Source organism: Vibrio sp. A8-1 (assembly GCF_013048685.1).
In the GTDB taxonomy this organism is placed as follows: Bacteria; Pseudomonadota; Gammaproteobacteria; order Enterobacterales; family Vibrionaceae; genus Vibrio; species Vibrio metschnikovii.
The window spans coordinates 25103-44461 of the sequence record NZ_VHTC01000013.1 but is presented as its reverse complement, the minus strand read 5'-3'; the positions used below and the strand labels follow the sequence as shown (position 1 = coordinate 44461).

Here is a 19359-nt window from a genome sequence, read left to right as displayed (position 1 = left end):
GCTAAACAGCCGCCACTAAATCGCGGTTTGCCGCACTTCCTGTTATCACTGTATGCTGAAACCCCAATTCTCGTGCTTGTTCAGCGATACGTTGACTGGGGATCAATAAGCGTAATGCCCTCGTCCAAGCTTGAGCTTTGCGAGGCAGTTGTGAACAAAAAAACGCCAGCTGCTCACCGCTGGTAATGATTAAGGTATCGACGTTGGCTGCTTGCCAACGTGCTAACGCCGTTTCACCGTCAAAAGGCAAGGGGCGTCGCTGATACATTTCACGGTAGTCAACGTTGGCTCCTCGTTGGTGCAGTGTTTGGTAAATTAACTCTCGCCCGCCATTACCACGCCAGATGACCACTCGTTTTCCGGCTACCGATTGTAGCGCTGGCAACGCCAAAAGATGTTCACTATCACTGATCTCGGGGTAGTGTACGAGTTGTTGGCTGGCTTTGCTTAAAACCTGTGCGGTTTTTTGACCAATGGCAACATAAATCGCACTGGTTGGCCACGAGAGTCGCTCCGCTTGGAGCGTGTGTTCAACCCAACTAACCGCATGTTGGCTGGCGACAACAATCACCTCATAGCTGGAGAGTTCTGAGCGGAGTAAGGCTAAGTCCATTCCAGCGTCGATACGGATTAATGGATGATGCAGTGCGTGATGTCCATGTTGCTGGAGTAATTGGCACAGTGCTTCGCCTTGTGGCTCTGGGCGAGTGACCAAGATCGCCATGGTTTACTCGTGATCAGCGTAGAGTTTATTGAGGATATCACGCGCACCTTGGTCAAGCAGTTGCTGGGCTAATTCAACGCCTAGGCGTTCGGCTTGTTGGCGTGGGCCTCGAATCTCACCACGGATGATCCGTGAGCCATCTGGCTCGCCAACCAAAGCACGTAACCAGATCTGCTCACCGTCTAATTCGGTGTAACTACCGATAGGCACTTGGCAGCCACCTTGTAAGGTCAGGTTCATTGCTCGTTCGCAGATCACGCGATCATAAGTATCGGCATGATTTAAGGGTTCGAGTAAGGTGAGGAGACGTTGGTCATCTAAGCGACACTCAATACCGACAGCACCTTGACCAACCGCTGGGAGCGATTGTTCTGGAGATATAAAGCTGGCGATGCGCTGTTCCAGTTTTAAGCGTTTTAATCCTGCCGCGGCAAGGACAATGGCATCAAACTCCCCAGCATCCAATTTTGCTAGGCGCGTTCCTACATTGCCGCGTAATTCTTTAATGATAATATCAGGGCGCGCTTCTTTAATTTGGCATTGGCGGCGAAGACTGCAAGTACCGACAATGGCACCATGAGGCAGCGCTTCAAGGGAGTGGTAGGTATTAGAGACAAAAGCATCACGGGGATCTTCACGTTCGCAAATCGTGACTAATCCTAATCCGTCTGGAAAATCTACCGGCACATCTTTCATCGAATGGACGGCTAAATCGGCGCGTCCTTCCAGCATCGCGACTTCCAATTCTTTAACGAATAGCCCTTTCCCACCGACTTTGGCGAGAGGCGTATCCAATAGCACATCACCACGAGTAACCATAGTCACCAGCTCTACCGCTAAGTGTGGATGAGCAGCTTGTAAGGCATCTTTTACAAAATGTGCTTGCCATAAAGCGAGCGGGCTTTGCCGAGTGGCAATACGAATTGGAGGCGTGGAAGTCATGATAATCCCGATAAACAGTCAACAATACTGACATCCTAACATTGTGCGCAGGAAAGTTTTAATACTAGATAGCGATGAAGCTCATTTGTGACTAAATTGATGATTTTTAGTGAAAATAGTGTGATGAGCTTCTCGTTGGTATCCTCCTAAACCGCTCTTCGCTTGACGAAGTAAGCCAGCAAGTTGAGTGGTGTTTGTGGCGATATCGAGTAAAATAGACAGTAAATGAGCAGTACTGCCGCGTTTGTGTTTTAGAGTCGTCATTTGCTCAATCAATTACGACTTTAGTATGATAGAGAGTGCAGATGACTTTACCCAGCGGATTTAAAGTGTTAAATTGATCACGTTTTGTTTAGTCTGTCGTACAAAACATATCCAAAGCGGGCGTTAATGTTTCAACCAAGGAACCAACCTTGCAGGCTTACACAAAAACCTTAATTCAGCGATTAGATAATCTTAACCGGCAACGCACTGAGCGTGCGCTGGCGCTTATGGATTTACAAGGTCAGCGTGTTTTTCATCTGATCCCCGCTTTGCTGCACTACAACCATCCTTTGATCCCCGGCTATTTTGAACAGCAAGTGCCACACGGTATTGAGTGTTTTAGCCTAGATCCGATTCAGCAACAATTAATCGATGATACGCAATTGGCTTTAGGAGAAACGCTGCCGGTTCCTAGTCAGCCGAGTATTTTAGGTTTATACACGATGGGAAGCACGTCATCGATTGGCCAAAGTACCTCAAGTGATTTAGACATTTGGGTATGTGTGGCGGCCAGTATGAGCTGCGAACAGCGTGAACGCTTAAGCAACAAATGTTTGCTGATCACCGATTGGGCAAAAAGCCAAGGTGTCGAAGCCAATTTCTTTATTATGGATGAACAGCGTTTTCGTCATAATCAATCGGATCAAATGACCGGTGAGAACTGCGGTTCTTCTCAACACCTTTTGTTGTTGGATGAGTTCTATCGTTCTGCGGTTCGCTTGGCCGGTAAGCGCTTATTGTGGCAAATCGTACCGCCTGAAATGGAAGAGTGCTACGATGAATACGTCAATGTATTGTGTGCTAATCACTACATTGATTGCAGTGAATGGATTGATTTTGGACGCCTAAATCGAATTCCTGCCGAAGAGTATTTTGGTGCCAATTTATGGCAATTGTATAAAAGTATTGACTCGCCTTATAAATCGGTCTTAAAAGCGACCTTATTAGAAGCTTACTCTTGGGAATATCCCCATACTCAATTACTCAGCATTGATACTAAACGACGCTTTTTTGCCCATGAGCCCGATCTCTATGGGATGGACGCGTACTATTTGATGCTGAAAAAAGTCACTCGCTACTTAGAGCGAATTGGTGACTATTCACGACTTGATTTAGTTCGCCGCTGTTTTTATCTTAAAACCCATGAGAAATTATCGCGAGATCCAAGCGCGGGGTCAGTTGCGTGGCGGCGTGAAGCCTTAACTGAAATGGTTCAAGATTGGCAGTGGGATGCAGCAACAATTGAGCAGCTAGATAACCGCCGTCATTGGAAAGTAGAGCAAGTAAAAACTGTTCATCATGCTTTATTGGATGCGTTAATGCTCAGTTATCGTAACTTGATTCAATTTGCGCGTCGGCATGACATCACTTCGGCGATCAGCCCTCAAGACATTTCTATTCTCGCGCGTAAATTGTATGCCGCGTTTGAAGTGCTGCCCGGCAAAGTGACGCTGCTTAATCCACAAATCTCCCCAGATTTGCATGAACCGGATCTGACTTTTATTGAAGTTCGTCCGGGACGAAGCAACCCTCCAGGGTGGTATTTGTATAAGCAGCCGCCACGGGCAGAGCGCATGATTGGTCAGCGCTGTTTAGATCATCACGAATATTTAAGTAAACTTGTCGCGTGGGCCTTCTTTAATGGCTTAATCACCGAATCGACGCATTTACATTCTATTGTGCGTGATGCGCATCTCGACCTCGATAAGTTTTATCAAATGGTCAGTGATCTAAGAAATACCTTCTCGTTACATAAACGTCGCCCGACGATGGCCGCGCTCGCTAGCCCTTGCGAAATCAGCCAACTGGCGATGTTCATTAATTTTGAAAATGATCCAACCACCCAACTCACGGGCAAATCGCTTAAGGTTGACGTTAAGCGTTTGGATATTTTTAGTTTTTCTGAGCAGCAGCAATGCTTAGTCGGCAGTGTTGATCTGGTGTATCGCAATTCTTGGCAAGAAGTGCGTACCCTGCACTTTAAAGGCGAAACTGCGATATTGGATGCGCTGAAAACGGTATTAGGTAAGATGCACCAAGATGCGATTCCTCCTGAGTCGGTGGATGTCTTTTGCTACAGCAAACATTTGCGTGGCGTGATGCGTAATTTGATTTATCAATTGCTTGCAGAGTGTATTGATTTGCGTTTGAAGCCTGTTGAGCAAGAGAAGCGGCGTCGGTTTAAAGCGATGCGGATTGGTAAACAGATGTATGGCCTGTTTTTTGAGCGACGAGGGGTCTCGGTACAACGCTTAGAAAATTCCGTCGATTTTTATCGCAGCATTTCGAGTAATAAACTCAAAGGCTCCCCATTACTGATGTTGGATCGCGAGCAAGATTATCAACTGCCGGATGTGGTTGATGGCTTTGCCAGTGAAGGTTTAGTGCAGTTCTTTTTTGAGGATACTGAGCAGGGCTTTAACATTTACGTGCTCGACGAAGCGAATCGGATTGAGGTGTATCATCAGTGTAGCGGTGAAAAAGATGAGATGATCACCAGTGTTAACAGCTTCTATACGTCAGTAAAAGATGATAATCAGATTGCTGCTAAATTAATTAACTTTAATCTGCCCCAGTATTACCAAATTATTCATCCTGAGGAAGGAGAGAGCTATGTGGTGCCTTATCGTAATGACTCCTCGGTTTATTCTCGTCCTTCAAAAGTGATCAATGCCTAAGGTCAACAGACCCTAGTCGCGTGATGCCTGATTTAGGCTGTTTCCTCTCTGCCATTTTACATCGTTTGAGTTTATCGCAGCCTGTGATTGATTCTCGACGGCTATCGAACCACCTCATTTTGGTGAGGTATGATGTTTTGATATGCCACCAGCCAGCCGACAGCTTGGCTGCGTTGCGCGAAATATTCGATGATGATTCCCCCCTTATTTGTCTGATGTATTCGAATTAACTGCCAACCCGTGGATAAAATTCAGCGTCGTTCATCCTGTCTATGCTATTGCTTTTCCTGATTGTGGTGCGATTATAGAGAGCATTGAGTCAATAATTACGATATGCACAATGAAAAAAACCATAACAGCCCTATTTTTGCTATCTGCTCTTGCGTTAGCAGGGTGTGGACAAACGGGTCCGCTATATCCGCCTGATCGTGCTCAACCGAGTGAACAGAATCAGTAAATTCAAGACATTAGATTAAGGGACATTATTTTGGATTACTTTAATTATCAGGAAGATGGTCAGCTTTGGGCAGAAAACGTCTCTCTCGCGCAGTTAGCTGAGCAATTCGGCACCCCGTTATACGTTTATTCAAGAGCCACGCTTGAGCGCCATTGGCATGCCTTTGATCAATCCGTTGGCGCACACCCACATTTAGTCTGCTATGCGGTGAAAGCCAATTCCAATTTAGGCGTGTTAAATACGTTAGCTCGTTTGGGATCAGGGTTTGACATTGTCTCTGGTGGCGAATTAGAGCGTGTACTGGCTGCGGGAGGTAACCCAAGTAAAGTGGTTTTTTCTGGAGTAGGAAAAACGGCGGCTGAGATGAAACGTGCACTGACATTGCAGATTAAGTGCTTTAATGTTGAGTCGGAACCTGAGCTACTGTTATTAAATCAAGTGGCGGGTGAGCTTGGCGTGACAGCGCCGGTCTCGTTGCGGATCAATCCAGATGTCGATGCGCATACTCATCCCTATATTTCGACAGGCCTGCGCGATAATAAATTTGGCATTGCCTTTGAACGTGCGCCAGAAGTGTATCGTCTGGCCCACAGTCTGGAGCACATCAATGTGCGCGGTATTGATTGCCATATCGGATCTCAGTTGACGGCGCTCGAGCCATTCATTGATGCTACCGATCGTCTACTGGCGCTGATTGACCAATTGCACGCCGAAGGGATCTCCATCGCGCATCTGGATGTCGGTGGTGGTCTGGGTGTGGTCTATCGTGATGAGCGTCCACCTCAGCCGGGAGATTACGCGAAAGCCCTGTTGGCTCGCTTGCACAATCATCCACATTTAGAGCTGATTTTTGAACCTGGTCGTGCCATTGCTGCCAATGCTGGGGTGTTATTAACGCGAGTTGAGTTCTTAAAACACACTGAGCATAAAAACTTTGCGATTATTGATGCGGCAATGAACGATTTGATGCGTCCAGCGTTGTATCAAGCTTGGCAGGATATTGTGCCGGTCGCGCCGCGTGCCGGTGAAGCCGTGACTTATGACTTGGTTGGCCCGGTGTGTGAAACGGGCGACTTCTTAGGTAAAGATCGCGCGTTGGTGCTAGAGCAAGGCGATTTGTTGGCAGTTCGTTCTGCGGGCGCGTATGGTTTTGTGATGTCATCCAACTACAATACTCGGACCCGAGCGGCAGAAGTGATGGTGGATGACGATAAGATTCATCTTGTTCGTCAACGTGAAGCGCTAGCGAGTCTTTGGGCGTTAGAAACTATTTTGCCGGAGTAAAGTGATCATTTATGCATTTCCATTTTTCTAAAATGCACGGTTTGGGCAATGATTTTATGGTCGTTGATTGTATTACCCAAAACGTGTTCTTTTCTCCGGAGCTGATTCGTCGTTTAGCCAATCGCCATACTGGGGTCGGTTTTGATCAGCTCTTGGTGGTTGAAGCGCCGTATGATCCAGAAACCGATTTTCACTATCGGATTTTTAATGCTGATGGCAGTGAAGTGGAGCAGTGTGGCAATGGCGCACGCTGCTTTGCGCGCTTTGTGCGCATGAAAGGCTTAACTAATAAGTACAGCCTGAGTGTCAGCACCAAAAAAGGCAAAATCATTCTGAGCATTGAAGAGGACGATCAGGTGTGCGTGAACATGGGCATTCCTGAATTCGAACCGAGTAAAATTCCGTTTCGCGCTAAGCAAGCGGAAAAAACGTACATTATGCGCGTCGATGAACAGACGCTATTTTGTGGCGCCGTCAGTATGGGTAATCCTCATGTGGTGACCGTGGTAGAGGATATCGCTAGCGCTGAAGTTGAACGAATCGGTCCTTTATTGGAGTCGCATGAACGTTTCCCTGAGCGTGTTAATGCTGGCTTTATGCAGGTTGTCAATCGTCAGCAAATTAATCTGCGGGTTTACGAACGTGGTGCTGGTGAAACTCAGGCGTGCGGTAGCGGTGCTTGTGCCGCCGTTGCGGTCGGCATCTTACAAGATTTGTTGGATGATACCGTTACGGTTAATTTGCCCGGTGGTCGTTTGGAGATCAGTTGGCAAGGCCCAGGACAGCCTTTGTATATGACAGGACCGGCAACTCACGTGTTTGATGGTCAACTCTCTTGCTAAAGTAAGGATGTGTTTTGTTGCAACCACAGGTAGAGGCTCTGACCGCAGAGGTCGTGGCCGAATATTTAACCGATCATCCCGATTTTTTCCAGCACCGGTCTCAATTGGTGGAACGCTTGTCCCTGCCACATCCACAGGCAGGGGCCGTTTCTCTGGTTCATGTTCAAATGGCCCGTCAACGGCAGCGGATTGAAGAGTTGGAAGAAGAGATCACCGCTTTAATGTCTCTTGCCGCCAATAATGATCGCACTTTCCATGAATTTATGGATTTACAAGAACAGTTATTAAAGTGTTCGAGTTTACCTGCCGTATGTCGAGCGATTGAAGCGACCGCGCAGCGACTTGGACTAATGGCCTATCTGCGCTTAGTTGATACAACGCTGGCGGAATACCGCATCAACCAAGAGTCGTTGCAGCGTTTCTCAACCAATCATTTTAATGGCAAACAAGCCTATTTAGGTCGATTACGGCAAGCCGATCGCGGGTTATTATTTGGCGATCAGTGTGCGGCACCCGAAATGGGCTCTTATGTCGTATTGCCTCTTGGTCAGAATGCCGCACAAGGGATTCTGGCCTTTTCCAGCCCCGATGGTGGCCATTTTCAACCTTGCATGGATACGCTTTTTTTACGTCATTTGGCGCTGTTGCTGAGCCACTTGATCACCGTGTTACCTTGGCAATGTGATCGCAATGAGTGAAGAAACGTCGGTATTACCGAGCGGGTTAGCTCAGCCGCTATTGCGCTTTTATGAGTATTTGCGCAGTGAGAAAGGTTTGAGTTTACATACTCAGCGTAATTATCAGCAGCAGCTACAGGCTATGGCTGGTCATCTTCATCATCTCGGTGTGAGTGAATGGCAACACGTCGATGCGGCTTGGGTTCGTCAGCTAGCCAGTAAAGGGATGCGCGATGGAATGAAAGCCAGCAGCTTAGCGACGCGTTTATCTTCTTTACGTAGCTTCTTTGATTTTTTAATTTTACGGGGTGAGTTGAGCGCCAATCCTGCCAAAGGAGTTTCTGCGCCACGAAAACAGCGGCCACTGCCGAAAAACCTGGATGTTGATGAGATGGCCCAGTTGCTTGAGGTGACCGACAATGACCCCCTGTCGATTCGTGATCGAGCGATGATGGAGTTAATGTATGGCGCTGGTTTGCGTTTGGCAGAGCTGGTGGCGATTAATCTTAAAGATCTCAGCTTTAGCCGCGGCGAGATTCGAGTGATTGGTAAAGGCGATAAAGAACGGAAAGTACCGTTTTCAGGGCAAGCCAAAGAGTGGGTGGGTAAATGGTTGAAGGTGCGTGATTCGCTATTGAAAGGCGAGGAAGTGGCGTTATTTATTTCTAAGCTCGGTGGTCGAATCTCGCATCGCAGCGTACAAAAACGCATGGCAGAGTGGGGGCACAAGCAGTCGGTGGCCAGTCATATCAGTCCTCATAAACTGCGTCATTCGTTTGCCACTCATGTGTTGGAATCGAGTAATAATTTGCGTGCCGTACAAGAATTACTAGGCCATGAGAACATTTCAACTACGCAAATTTATACTCACCTTGATTTTCAACATCTTGCTGAGGTGTATGACCAAGCTCATCCACGAGCCAAAAAGAAAACCAAGGAGTAGTTGATGCTGTTTTACCGTCAGTTAGGACCGATTCGAGCGATGAGCTTTGATTTGGATGACACCTTGTACGATAACCATCCAGTGATTGAGCGTTTAGAACAGCAGGTGACGCAATGGTTGCATCAGCAGCATCCATTGACCGCTAGCCAACCTAACGCATGGTGGGTAAGCCTCAAGCGGCAGATTGCAGTGCAAGATCCTTGGTTGCGCCACGATGTTACCCAGTGGCGTTTTGAGCAGGTAAGACAAGGATTGTTGCAGTTAGGCTACTCTGCATCTTTGGCGCAACAAGTCGCAGAAGAAACGATCCATGAAGTCTTACGCTTACGTAATTTGGTTGATGTACCACCAATGACACATCAGGTATTGAGTTCTCTAGCGGAAAAGCTGCCGTTGATTGCGATCACCAATGGTAATGTTGATGTTGAGCAAATTGGGTTAAGTGGCTACTTTCAGAGCGTACTGAAGGCTGGTCCCGATGGGCGAGCTAAACCTTATGCGGATCTTTTTGAGAAAGCTAGTCACAGGTTAGCGCTTCCGGCCAGAATGATTTTGCATGTTGGCGATCACTTGGTCACCGACGTGCAAGGGGCGAAGCAAAATGGTTTCCAATCGTGTTGGTATAACGATCAAGGTCTCACTTTGCGTGAAAACTCACGTACAACGGTTTTGCCTGATGTTGAAATTCATCGACTAGAGCAACTTAATCAATTGATTTCTTGAATAAACATTGTGATCTATATGGTTAATCATTAACGTAGTTGCACAAATGATACAAGTTGTATTCGCAGTCTGAGTTAGTGAGAGTATGTTCACAACATCGTTATTTTTTCCGGCACAATCTGAGGTTCCTGAATTACCTATTCATCACGCCTTGGCCAAGGCGGGTCAATTACTGATCCAATTAATGTCCAGTGAATCGATAGAGAAAGTTCAAGCATGGGTTGATAGATTATTGACCCTATATCCTGAGGCCAAGGTGATTGGTTTGAGCGCTGAACCGATGATTCATGATGGTCAGTTGTACCACGACGGTACGTTATTGATCTTCAGTCACTTTGCTAATACTCAACTTACCTGCTCCGCGCAAGCGCTTTCCCACTCTGGAAGAAAAGACACCCAAGCGTTAGTTGATGGCTTGATGTTACAGCCCGACTCTCAGCTAATGGTGTGTTTTGTCAGTCAAACTCACATTGATGATAAGGCGCGTTTTCATGCCTTGAATACCTTTGCTCCGGGGATTATCGTCGCAGGGGGGTTAGCCACCGAAACGAAACAAGGGCAATGGGTTTTGCTCGGGCGACAGTTATATCATCAAGCGATGGTGAGTGTCGCCTTGCATAGCGAGAGCTTACACGTTCAAACTGGGGCTTATACGGAGTGGAATCCGGTTGGGCGAACCTTTCGGGTCACGGCTGCCAATGGCTGCATGGTACAACGTATCGATGATATACCGATTCGTCAATTGTATGATCGTTACTTGGGCAATGGTCAATCGGTACCGCTGGAGAGATTGAGCCATTTCCCGCTAATGAAAGGTGAGGCCACTTTACAAGACGTATACATGCCGCTTGCCGAACAAGATGGGAGCTTACTTTTTAATGCGCCATTAGCGGTAGGGGATGAGGTGCGGTTTTGTTTTGATCATCCATCGATAACCTTGGAACAAATCTCGATCGGTGCTGAGCGACTACGTGAATTCCAAGCCGAGCAAATCGTGATTTACAGTTGTACTTCACGTTTGGACTTTATTGCTGGTAACCAAGAACTGCTGCCTTTACAAAACCAAGCGGCCACTCATGGTGGCTATTTAGCGGGTGAGTGGTGGCATGACGGACAATCACAACGCATGCTTCATCACAGTATGACCTATCTCGCTCTGCGTGAAGGCACGCCAGCTCAGACTACGTTAAGCCCTGCCTATGTCACCAAACACGATGAAATTGCCCCGTTATTCAGTCTGATTCGTAATGCGTTAGATGATCTGGACGAGATGAATCGTGATTTGACCCAGAAGATTCAAGATCAAGCTTCCTTGCTTACCGCGAGCTATCGAGTCGATCGACGTACTGGTTTACCTAATCGAGTGGTGCTGCGTGAACGGCTATTACAGATGGTGAATGGTGAACATTTACTCGCGCTAAAATTGACCAACTTCCATCAGATTAATGAAAAATACGGTTATCAAGTTGGTGATCAGTTATTGGTTGATTTAACCGGCCATTTCCAAGATTACCTGACGGTACATCTGCCAGGCCTGAGTTCACTGTATGCGATTGGTGTTGGCGAGTGGGCGACGGTGTTTAGCGCTGATCGCGATGAAGAAGAGATTCATCGTCTGTTTTCGCAATTTGTTGAGCAGCTTGAGCATGTCAATTTTGAACCTTATGGTTTACCGGAAGTGGATTATGTTTCTGTTTCGCTGTGCGCGGGATTAGTCAGCCGTAAAGAATTTCCGGCTGAAGATGCGGACGATTTATTGCTACGCGCGATTGAAGCACGTCGGCATGCCTTTCAGCGTAATCGGCATTTTTGTAGTGCGACGCGATTACGTGCTCAAGATGAATTACGTCAAAAACGATTGGGCTGGTTATCCTGTGTGAGCCGGGCGGTTTTGGATAATAATGTGTTGGTGTACGGCCAGCCGATCGTACATGCTCATTCTCATCAACTGGCTTCTTATGAGTGTTTGGTGCGCATTGAAGACGACGGGGAGATTATTCTACCGGGACGATTTTTGCCGATCATCGAAGGCAGTCATCTTTACACGCGCTTAAGTCGGCAAATGATAAAAAGCACCTTTGATATCATGCGTGATCGCCATGAAGCGTTTTCAATTAACCTTTCTCCGCAAGATTTAATGAGTGAACGCACGCTACTGCGTCTTGAGGCCGCGGTGAAATCGCTGACTGATCCATCGCGAGTGGGGTTAGAAGTGCTCGAAAATGAACAGATTAAAGATTATGGCCAGATGATTGAAGTATGTGAGCACTTTAAGCGTTTAGGCGTGCGAATTATTGTTGACGATTTTGGCAGTGGTTACTCGAATATTGACGAGATTATTAAATTAGAGCCGCAAGTCATTAAGCTAGATGGCAGTTTAATTTGTAATATCGATCAAGACATTAAGCAGCGTAAAATTGCTCAGCAATTGATCAAACTTTGCCAAGTTTTGAATGCCAAAACGGTGGCTGAATTTGTCCATAACCAAACCGTCTGTCAGATAAGCGAAGACATGGGCGTTGATTACCTGCAAGGTTTTTACTTAGGTCAGCCTATGCGCTTACGTCAGCGAGTGCTCGCGTAATCGATGGCCACTTTTGTCGGCCTGTAGGGTTTTCATGAATGTGTCGAGAAAATCGGTCAATGCCTGCGCTTGCTGAGGTTGGTGGATGTGCTTGAGCAATTCACTGGCTACCTCTAAGGTGCATAAATGTCCCGTTTGCTGGTTACGCCTTAGCTGGTAGTGAGAGGTTTGCATGGTCGTTAAATGGGCATGTGGTAGGTTTAACCATGCGCTTTTGCGCAGCATTTTTTTCGCTTCCTGCCAAGTGCCATCTAAGACAATAAAGTGAGGGATTTGTCCGTTATCTTGTGCATGTTGCAGATGCTGCTCGACAGGTTCACTGTGCTCACTGGGATAAATTAACAGCGAGTAATAGCCTGGATCATTGAGGCGTTCGAGCAAGGCAGTGGGCGGCGTGCGTCGCTGCCAGAGATAGTCTGCGCAATCGGGCAAGGCTTTAACCAGCCAGCGACCCGTATTGGTCTCACGTTGATACTCATTTTCATGCATCAGTAACGAGAGGGTTAATGGGCCGGTGAGCGATGGAACCGCAGAGCAAAGACATTGCCATTCGAGACCACATTCTAAGCAAGCCATTATAATTTCACTCCACTTTTGGGTGCTAATCCATCGGCAAACAGCGTGACACCGCTGATCTGTGTTGTTTGCGCCGGTTGAGCGTCGCGAGTGGTGACCGGATAGCTGATGCCATTATAGGCTAATTGATAATGCTGGGTTTGCTGATCACGTCTGAGAGGTAACATCAGATCTTGCCAGCCATGATGAGCGAGCTTACCGAGTTGAAAAGGCGTGGTGACCTGATTGATACGGCTGTTAAAACGCCACTCTCCGGCTTTTTGCTCGAAAATTAGTAAGGTGCATTGGTCTTGCTGACACCAGTCCAGTTGAACGAGCAACTCTGGTGTTTGGTTGCCATTTAAGTCGTACTTCAACCAGCGATAATGGACATGACTTGGGTCGGTCTTGTGCAGAGCAAAATAGCGTTTGATCGCTTGGTCGACTTGCTCATCATAATCACCGCGAGAGGGGATAGACTGCGGACGGTCATTTAAGGTTGGTCGATGAAAGGTCGCTTGCTCGTCAGTGACGCTTTTGGCTTGAAAGAGCGTCAGGCCCCCTTCACTAATCGGATAGACTTGGTGGCCAATTTTTTCTTTATCAGCATGCAACTGGAAGCCATCACGGGTGTAAATCCGTTCTGATAATAAGTATTGCTGTTGATGGTGGGTCATGACTACTTGCACTTGCTTAGGATTGAGCTGTTGCCAATAACCTTTTTCAACCAGTTCCCGTTCGCCACTCAAATAACGATAACGTGTGATGGCACTGTGATCAGCGTTCAGCTCTAGCGTGACGCCAAATCCGCGTTGATCACTGGCACTTGCAAAGTAGGTACCCGCCCAAGTTTGCGTGGTATCGACGTTGCTCAATGTTGCACAGCCTTGATAAGTGGTTGCGGATAAAGTTAAGGTTGATCGCCAACTGTAAAGCGTGTCACTCATGTTATCGGAGCAAACGGCACGCACTAAACTGAGCTGGCCTTCTGGAAACTGATAATGACGTTGCTGAGTCGACAGTTGGCTATTCTCAATCATAAAATGCTGTTTATCGCCGCCTAAAGGCTGAAATTCTAGCCCTTGAGGCGTGAATTGAATGGACCAAAACGGTTCCGTACCAAAAGCGCGGGTCGGACGTGAGGGATGCTGGCAGCGCTGAGGGTTTTCTGCGCTCAGTTGGTTGATCTGCTGGACGACAAAGCGTGCGGTATAATCACCATTAAATCCCGTTTGACTCGGTGGCGTCAGATAACCGATGACCTCACCATAGAGAGCTTGATAAGGTTGATGAGCCACTGCTCTCGCTTGTTGTTTGAGTTCCGGTGATAAGTCTAACCAATACTGGTTATTGCTATCACAAGGGGTTAATGAGCTGACATCTGGGCCGAGAACGACTTCGCCACGCAGGATAAAGGTTTGCATTTTTACACTGGCAGGGTTATCGAGAGTCGCAGGGATCGGCTCTGAGCTTGGCGCCACCGCTGATTGCTCAGGTGGTGGTGATGAACACGCTTGGATAGCAAGCAGCGCAAAAAGGGCGGCTAGTGTGGTTAGCTGCTTCATGTTCTCTCTTCCTCGTGGCAGAACATACAAAAATATAGGGCTTCATTATGGCATATTGGTTGTTTAAAACTGAACCGGATACCTTCTCTATTGACACTTTACGAACACAAAAGGTTTCGCCTTGGGAAGGGGTACGCAATTATCAGGCAAGAAATTGGCTACGCGATGCTGTCAAAGAAGGTGATAAGGTGCTGATTTATCATTCATCTTGTCAGAATATTGGTGTGGCGGGCATTGCGCAAGTGGTACGGGAAGCTTATGTTGATCATTTTGCATTTGATGCCAACAGCGCGTATTTCGACCCTAAATCGAGCCCAGAGTCACCGCGTTGGTTGATGGTTGATGTTGAGTTTGTACGTAAAACTCAACGTTTGATCCCACTGTCAGAGCTAAAACTACTGCAGGAACTGGCGGCATTGCCTTTGGTGAAAAAGGGGAATCGGTTATCGGTGATGCCACTCAGCGAGTCAGAGTGGCAAGCGATCATCGCCCAAGAAGGGGTGAAGGGTTGATATTGTTTATTGCTTTCTTTTGGAGCGAGTTATAAAGGGGATGAACACAACCAGAGTTAGGCGTGATTATCCCCTTTTGTTTGACTTCACGTGGTTTGTTGACAGCTATTGTTGGTTATGACCCAGTAAGTGCTGCTGTAGGTAATGAGCGACGGCGTCGTCGGCGTGACTGCCGATAACGGTGTTATTGGGTAAGGCGCGAAATACTTTTTCATGTGCCGTTGCCATCACTAATCCTTTACCTGCCATTGAAAGCATTTCCACATCGTTCATGCCATCACCAAACGCGATACAGTGTTCCAGTGTTAAGCCTAGAGATTGAGCAATCGCTTGTAGCGCTTCGCCTTTCGATACCTCCGCTCCCATCACTTCTAAACACCAAGGGGTTGAGAAAGCTACACTCAGCTGTCCGGCGAAATGTTGGTTAATTAAGTTTTCGTAGTGGACGAGCTGCTCATGATCTTGTTTGGTATTAGTGAAGAAGATTTTAGCGACGCCTTGATTCGGGGCTGCATTGACGTCAAAGACTTGATAAGTAAAGCCGGAGTCTTCGTGGAAATGGCGCAGTACTTCATCTTCACGATTGAGTAACCAGTCGTCATCGCGATAAATATGCACATAAATATCGTCATCGTGTTTGACCAGATCGATGATCGCTTGGACTAACTCTGCAGGTACATTTTTACTGTACAGTTCTTTGTCATGCTGATCATGCACTCGAGCGCCATTTGAGGTGATCATATAGGCAGGGATGCCAGCAATTTCACGAATGCCAGCAACATCAATATGATGTCGTCCGGTAGCAAATACGAAAGTAAAACCTTGTTGATGAAGAGCGTGCAGCGTCTGCTTGGTGATTTCACTTAATTGATGGTTAGGCGCTAACAAGGTGCCATCGAGATCGGAAGCGACAATACGTACCGGTGTTGTTTGTTCAGTGGTCATAAAACCCTCGTTGTACTGCTAAAATGCCAAGGCATAACTGTGGCAGACTAGTGTAAGTGAAAATGATTGTCCAAAAGAGGGTAAACCTAGAACGGGTTCTTTTCCTCTATTGGCAATGCGTGGTCATTATTGGGAATGCTGTGCAAAAAAAGCCAGGATTTTATCTAACACGGGAGTGCGGTAATGATCGCTTTCAAACAGTAACTCATGCCTTGCGCCATCAATAATCTCGATCTTGGCTTGAGGGTTGGTGCGTGCTAATTGCGTCATGAAGCGAGTTTGAGCGTGATTACTGACAATCGTATCTTGTCCTGCTTGCAGCAATAACAAGGGGAGACGAATACTTTTCATCTCTCTAAAGCAACGTTTAATCGCCAGTAGGCTTTGCCAAACCCAATGTGCACTTGGTCCCCCCAATTTTAGTTGTGGCTGTTGTTCATACAGCTCACGAAACCATTGGTAGCGAACAGCGCTGTGGGTAAGTTGGTTAGTGGCAAAAGGTTTTGGCAGATAAGCGCCATAGCCGGGAGCGTAATGGGGAGTCGCATAGGTAGCACTGAGCAGCTTGGTCAGAGTGAAGGCGATTGGCCGCAACTGCCAAGGCATATTGATCCCCAGCATGGGGGCACTAAGTACAACCGCATCAAAAGGGTGGTTTGGATAACTTTCTAAGTAGCGTGTGGTAATGGCGCCGCCCATTGAGTGAGCCAACAGATAGCGTTGCGTGTAGTTTTGCAGTGGAAACCTAGTGATAAGTTCATCCATATCACGCACATAATCATCAAACTGCTCGACATAGCCCATTTGTGGGTCAGCAATCAGTCGCTCTGACAGTCCTTGGCCTCGATGATCAAAAGAGTAAATATCATACCCTTGGTGAAATAAGTCATAGAAGAGTTCTTGATACTTACACGCAGACTCAATACGGCCATTAACAATGATAATCACTTTATTATGCTGCGCAGCGGTAAGCGAGCACCAATAGAGCCGTTTATTATCAAGCGTCAGGTGATAACCTTGCTGACGAGATTGCCAACATGGTGCGATATCGTGCTGCATAGCGTATTGAAACTGGGCTTCTTGAGTATAAGAGTTTGGCATGAGCTTATCTAATCTATGGATGATGAGGTGCCGTCTGCAAAGGACCGACTTGGCTAGCATAAGCCAGTCAACCAGAATTGCAATGCCTACCTGCAACGCCAAATCGTTTGTATAAAGGCATGACAATATTAGCAGTGCACCCATTCACTTTTTTGATGGATTGGATCCGCCAATAAAAAAGACCGTGCGCTTATTCATCCTTGTCTTTGGGGAGGGAATACGCGCCGGTCAAAAGGGTGGTGATTATTTATGGATGGTTTAATGATTCAGTAATCGTGATCTGTTTAAGCTTCGACTTCGGTTTATTGCAGCCAAGCGTTAAGCATCCAGACCAGTTTTTCTTGCTCGCGAATGTAGTCACCCATTTGTGCGCTGGTGCCTTCATCGCCAACTTCAGCGGCAAATGCGAGGATCGCGCGCTGTTGAGTAATTAATGCACCAAAGCCGTTCACCAGCCCTTGCATGGTCGTTTGACCATCGGTTGCGTTAGTGTGTTCTGCAATTTCCGTGGCATGTAAATAGGCGCTAAAACTGTGCAAGGGCTGAGCACCAAGCGTTAAGATGCGTTCGGCTAACTCATCAATTTTGGCTTGTAGATCGGTGTAGATCTCTTCAAATTTACTGTGCAATTCAAAAAAAGCTTTGCCTTTGATATTCCAATGGTAACCACGAGTGTTCATGTACAGCACTTGGTAATTAGCCAATAACTGGTTTAAGGATGCAGCGAGTTGCTGGCTTTGATGACTGTCTAGGCCGATAAGATTGGTTTTCATACACTCACCTCATTAATATTTTTATAACGATCGATGGTAATCGATGACAAGATTTTGCTGTTTTGCAAACGTTGAAGCTATGTTATCGCCCGATGAGGTGTTAAGAAAATGGGTTGTGGGTATTGTTTTAATAGGTTAAACCGATGGAACTGGGTTGCGCTTTGATTGATGAACTCACCATTGACAGACGATTAGCTTTATTTTTACCTCTCTTTTAAATCCATCCGTTATAGTTATTTTTCTATTTTGGGTAACCCTAAGTCCATCAGTCTATGCTCTAGGGGGAGCGGGATTGTTGCTTATTCACCACCTCTAGAGCACGTTATGACTAAGCGAGTGATTTTTTTTGATTTATTGCGTTGTGTTGCTGCTATTGCAGTGATTGCGATTCATGTCTTAGCGCCTTATCGGTCGATGATGGGGATTATTGCTGATCCACAATGGATCAGCGCGGTGACGATTAATGGCCTTAGTCGCTGGGCTGTGCCGATTTTTATTATGATTTCTGGCGCCTTGATGCTGAGCGACCCTAGGCCATTTGAGTTACGCTATTACCTTCAGCGAAGATTAGGCAAAGTGGTGGTTCCCTTTGTGATTTGGTCGCTGTTTTACGCTTACTTAAGCGGCTGGAGTATTCGCGGATTTGACCTCAATGTAGTAAAACAAACGTTGATTGATAGCCCTCATCAAGAGACCTATTACCATTTAGGGTTCTTTTACTATTTTATCCCGCTGTATTTACTTATTCCTTGTTTACATTGGTTAGTCAATCGAGTCGATGATGGCTTTTGGTACAGTTTGGTGACGATATGGTTAATTACAACAGGCTTGTACTTATTTGGTATTGACGGGCCATGGAGTCATGAGATTTGGCTCTATAGCGGTTATTTGCCTCTAGGTTACCTGCTGTACCAAAAGCTGCGGCTATCGTCTTTTAGCCTATTATTAGTTGTCATTCTGGGTTCGTTTGCACTGTATATGACGGTCCAAGCGGTACTGGAATTGAGTCTCATGCACGGGCGGTATACGGTTGGGCGTTGGTTATCGTATAAAACGCTTAATGTCGTTGCTGCGGCGATCATGGTCTTTGTGTTGTGTCGCTCATTAGCTGAAAGATTACCAAGTGCAGTGCAGCGTTGGGTAGTGATCATCAGCCAGCACAGTTTGGGCATTTATTTATTGCATCCGATTTTCCTATGGCCAATGAAAACTTACGCATGGTATGACGGCCATCCCTTATGGGTCATCCCACTTTGGGTATTATTGAGTGGCGCGGGGGCATTACTCACCAGCTATGCTTTATCAAGGTCGATAGCCACTCGTTGGTTACTGCCTTAAGTTTTCAAAGCAAAGTGGAGAAATTTTCGTCCTTGGTAGGTCAGTATGCCTTGATCGCCTGGATTTAAAGCGTGGTAGTAATGCGGGCCAATTTGAAATTCTCGTTTCGGGCCCAATGTCCCTTTTTGGACATAAATCCAATATTCTTGTTCCTCTTGTTCGGGAAGTGGGTTATCTATGACCACGATTTGTTTGTCTAAAACGGTGACGAAGGCGGTACGTTCAGGGGCATTTTCACCTTGAACATGTTGACGAAAAAAACGACTAAATAACCATAAGCCAATCAATAATAGGGCCAGTATAGTTACGATAAGTAACAGAGAAGGTGACATTATATTCTCCGGAAAAGCCGCTGAGCTAAACTCATAACGGGGCTCGATAGTAGCCAAAGACAAAGAGTGAAGACTGAGTTTACCGAAGTGGTTGACTTTAGGGGGAGTGAAGCGAAATTG

Annotated in this window: 19 protein-coding genes; 10 read left to right on the top strand and 9 right to left on the bottom strand. The window is 46.6% G+C overall.

What is annotated here, in order from left to right; all coding sequences use genetic code 11:
• Nucleotide 1: 1 nt before the first annotated feature.
• The 3 genes from FKN93_RS09110 to FKN93_RS09100 form a co-directional block, all read right to left on the bottom strand.
• Nucleotides 2-724 carry a uroporphyrinogen-III synthase gene (locus FKN93_RS09110; RefSeq protein WP_158144559.1) on the bottom strand — a complete coding sequence of 241 codons (723 nt, stop codon included), beginning with the start codon at nt 722-724 and terminating at the stop codon, nt 2-4.
• A 3-nt stretch (nt 725-727) separates the two neighbouring features.
• The gene (gene hemC / locus FKN93_RS09105) at nt 728-1666 is read right to left on the bottom strand and encodes a hydroxymethylbilane synthase (RefSeq protein WP_158137517.1); all 939 of its coding nucleotides are present in this window, start codon (nt 1664-1666) and stop codon (nt 728-730) included.
• Nucleotides 1667-1747: 81 nt separating this feature from the next.
• On the bottom strand, nt 1748-1930 hold the full coding sequence (locus FKN93_RS09100; RefSeq protein ID WP_004393917.1) for a hypothetical protein: 183 nt from the start codon (nt 1928-1930) through the stop codon (nt 1748-1750).
• 149 nt (nt 1931-2079) lie between these two features.
• On the opposite strand from FKN93_RS09100, the gene FKN93_RS09095 reads away from it, so the two are divergent.
• From FKN93_RS09095 to FKN93_RS09060, 8 genes are all read left to right on the top strand, one after another.
• Nucleotides 2080-4608, top strand: coding sequence for a class I adenylate cyclase (locus tag FKN93_RS09095; RefSeq protein WP_158137515.1), 2529 nt, complete (start codon nt 2080-2082; stop codon nt 4606-4608).
• 244 nt (nt 4609-4852) lie between these two features.
• Complete coding sequence (locus FKN93_RS09090; RefSeq protein WP_083797725.1) at nt 4853-5065, top strand: lipoprotein; 213 nt, start codon at nt 4853-4855, stop codon at nt 5063-5065.
• Nucleotides 5066-5095: 30 nt separating this feature from the next.
• Nucleotides 5096-6349, top strand: coding sequence for a diaminopimelate decarboxylase (gene lysA, locus FKN93_RS09085; RefSeq protein ID WP_170904956.1), 1254 nt, complete (start codon nt 5096-5098; stop codon nt 6347-6349).
• 11 nt (nt 6350-6360) lie between these two features.
• Nucleotides 6361-7191, top strand: a complete 831-nt coding sequence (gene dapF / locus FKN93_RS09080; RefSeq protein ID WP_154169812.1) for a diaminopimelate epimerase — start codon at nt 6361-6363, stop codon at nt 7189-7191.
• A 14-nt stretch (nt 7192-7205) separates the two neighbouring features.
• On the top strand, nt 7206-7889 hold the full coding sequence (locus tag FKN93_RS09075; RefSeq protein WP_170904955.1) for a DUF484 family protein: 684 nt from the start codon (nt 7206-7208) through the stop codon (nt 7887-7889).
• A complete protein-coding gene (gene xerC, locus FKN93_RS09070) occupies nt 7882-8811 on the top strand; it encodes a tyrosine recombinase XerC (protein ID WP_004393922.1) in 930 nt (309 codons plus the stop codon). The genes FKN93_RS09075 and xerC overlap by 8 nt, the downstream gene beginning before the upstream one ends.
• A 3-nt stretch (nt 8812-8814) precedes the next feature.
• Nucleotides 8815-9534 (top strand): 5-amino-6-(5-phospho-D-ribitylamino)uracil phosphatase YigB, encoded by a 720-nt coding sequence (yigB, locus tag FKN93_RS09065; protein WP_170904954.1) that lies wholly within the window; start codon nt 8815-8817, stop codon nt 9532-9534.
• 184 nt (nt 9535-9718) lie between these two features.
• Nucleotides 9719-12118: an EAL domain-containing protein gene (locus FKN93_RS09060; protein WP_249374170.1), complete on the top strand. Its 2400-nt coding sequence runs from the start codon at nt 9719-9721 to the stop codon at nt 12116-12118.
• On the opposite strand, the gene FKN93_RS09055 is transcribed toward FKN93_RS09060, so the two are convergent.
• Together FKN93_RS09055 and FKN93_RS09050 are read right to left on the bottom strand one after the other, a co-directional pair.
• The gene (locus FKN93_RS09055) at nt 12095-12700 is read right to left on the bottom strand and encodes a DTW domain-containing protein (RefSeq protein ID WP_170904977.1); all 606 of its coding nucleotides are present in this window, start codon (nt 12698-12700) and stop codon (nt 12095-12097) included. The two genes, FKN93_RS09060 and FKN93_RS09055, sit on opposite strands and share 24 nt — an antisense overlap.
• Nucleotides 12694-14238, bottom strand: coding sequence for a hypothetical protein (locus FKN93_RS09050; protein ID WP_170904952.1), 1545 nt, complete (start codon nt 14236-14238; stop codon nt 12694-12696). The genes FKN93_RS09055 and FKN93_RS09050 overlap by 7 nt, the downstream gene beginning before the upstream one ends.
• 47 nt (nt 14239-14285) lie before the next feature.
• Between FKN93_RS09050 and FKN93_RS09045 the strand changes: the two genes are divergently transcribed.
• The gene (locus tag FKN93_RS09045; protein ID WP_040903590.1) at nt 14286-14750 is read left to right on the top strand and encodes an EVE domain-containing protein; all 465 of its coding nucleotides are present in this window, start codon (nt 14286-14288) and stop codon (nt 14748-14750) included.
• 105 nt (nt 14751-14855) lie between these two features.
• On the opposite strand, the gene FKN93_RS09040 is transcribed toward FKN93_RS09045, so the two are convergent.
• The 3 genes from FKN93_RS09040 to FKN93_RS09030 all read right to left on the bottom strand — a co-directional run bounded on the left by FKN93_RS09040 (nt 14856) and on the right by FKN93_RS09030 (nt 17569).
• Entirely contained in the window at nt 14856-15695 is an 840-nt protein-coding gene (locus tag FKN93_RS09040; protein WP_170904951.1) for a Cof-type HAD-IIB family hydrolase, read from the bottom strand.
• A gap of 126 nt (nt 15696-15821) precedes the next feature.
• Nucleotides 15822-16796 carry an alpha/beta fold hydrolase gene (locus FKN93_RS09035; RefSeq protein ID WP_170904950.1) on the bottom strand — a complete coding sequence of 325 codons (975 nt, stop codon included), beginning with the start codon at nt 16794-16796 and terminating at the stop codon, nt 15822-15824.
• 302 nt (nt 16797-17098) lie between these two features.
• Nucleotides 17099-17569, bottom strand: coding sequence for a Dps family protein (locus FKN93_RS09030; protein ID WP_154169824.1), 471 nt, complete (start codon nt 17567-17569; stop codon nt 17099-17101).
• Nucleotides 17570-17893: 324 nt separating this feature from the next.
• On the opposite strand from FKN93_RS09030, the gene FKN93_RS09025 reads away from it, so the two are divergent.
• Entirely contained in the window at nt 17894-18907 is a 1014-nt protein-coding gene (locus FKN93_RS09025) for an acyltransferase family protein (RefSeq protein ID WP_170904949.1), read from the top strand.
• Here FKN93_RS09025 and FKN93_RS09020 read toward each other — a convergent pair.
• The gene (locus tag FKN93_RS09020) at nt 18904-19239 is read right to left on the bottom strand and encodes a DUF2500 domain-containing protein (protein WP_154169828.1); all 336 of its coding nucleotides are present in this window, start codon (nt 19237-19239) and stop codon (nt 18904-18906) included. The two genes, FKN93_RS09025 and FKN93_RS09020, sit on opposite strands and share 4 nt — an antisense overlap.
• Between the last annotated feature and the right edge of the window lie 120 nt (nt 19240-19359).